Source organism: Staphylococcus sp. HMSC065D05 (genome assembly GCF_001813195.1).
GTDB lineage: Bacteria > Bacillota > Bacilli > Staphylococcales > Staphylococcaceae > Staphylococcus > Staphylococcus epidermidis.
Window position 1 is genome coordinate 1 of sequence record NZ_KV811774.1, and the last position, 1,171, is coordinate 1,171.

At 37.1% G+C, this 1,171-nt stretch carries 1 pseudogene; it reads left to right on the forward strand.

Going from position 1 to position 1,171, the window contains the following annotated elements:
* A pseudogene (locus HMPREF2897_RS11200) lies at positions 1-1,171 on the forward strand (YSIRK signal domain/LPXTG anchor domain surface protein); the annotation flags it as partial.

Here is a 1,171-nt window from a genome sequence, read left to right on the forward strand (position 1 = left end):
TTGTTGAAGCGAATGAAGAACGTGTAAATGTAACCATCGCACCTAATGGTGAAGCAACCCAAATAGCTATTAAGTATAGAACTCTAGACGGACAAGAAGCAACACTTGTTGCAAGTAAAAACGAATCATCATGGACATTAAACAAGCAAATAGATCATGTAAATATAGATGAAAATAGTGGGAAGGTAACGATTGACTATCAAGCAGTTCAACCAGAGAGTGAAGTCATCGCAACAGAGACAAAAGGAAATAGTGATGTAAGTGCTGAGAGCCGTATCACTATGCCGAGAAAAGAAGCAACACCACTTTCACCAATTGTTGAAGCAAATGAAGAACACGTGAATGTAGTAATCGCACCTAATGGTGAAGCAACCCAAATAACTGTTAAGTATAGAACTCCAGACGGACAAGAAGCAACACTTGTTGCAAGTAAAAACGAATCATCATGGACATTAAACAAGCAAATAGATCATGTAAATGTAGATGAAAATAGTGGGAAGGTAACGATTGACTATCAAGCAGTTCAACCAGAAAGTGAAATTATCGCAACAGAGACAAACGGAAACAGTGATGCAAGTGCTGAGAATCGTGTTACTATGCCAGTTAAAGAAAAGACGCCAGCTCCCCCTATATCTATAGTCAACGAATCTAATGCAAGTGTTGAGATAATACCTCAAGTTAAAGTTACTCGGTTATCGTTACAATATATAGACGCTAAGGGTCAACAACAAAATTTAATTGCTACATTAAATCAAAATCAATGGACATTAAATAAAAACGTCTCTCATATTACTCTAGATAATAATACAGGAAAAATATTGATCAATTATCAAGCGGTGTACCCTGAAAGTGAAGTGATTGCAAGAGAAAGCAAAGGAAATAGCGACTCAAGCAATGTAAGTATGGTTATCATGCCGAGAAAAGAAGCAACACCACTTTCACCAATTGTTGAAGCGAATGAAGAACGTGTGAATGTGACGATCGCACCTAACGGTGAGGCAACCCAAATAGCTGTTAAGTATAGAACTCCAGACGGACAAAAAGCAACACTCGTTGCAAGTAAAACAAATCAACAATGGACATTAAACAAGCAAATAGATTATGTAAATGTAGATGAAAATAGTGGAAAAGTAACGATGGGCTATCAAGCAGTTCAACCAGAAAGTGAAAT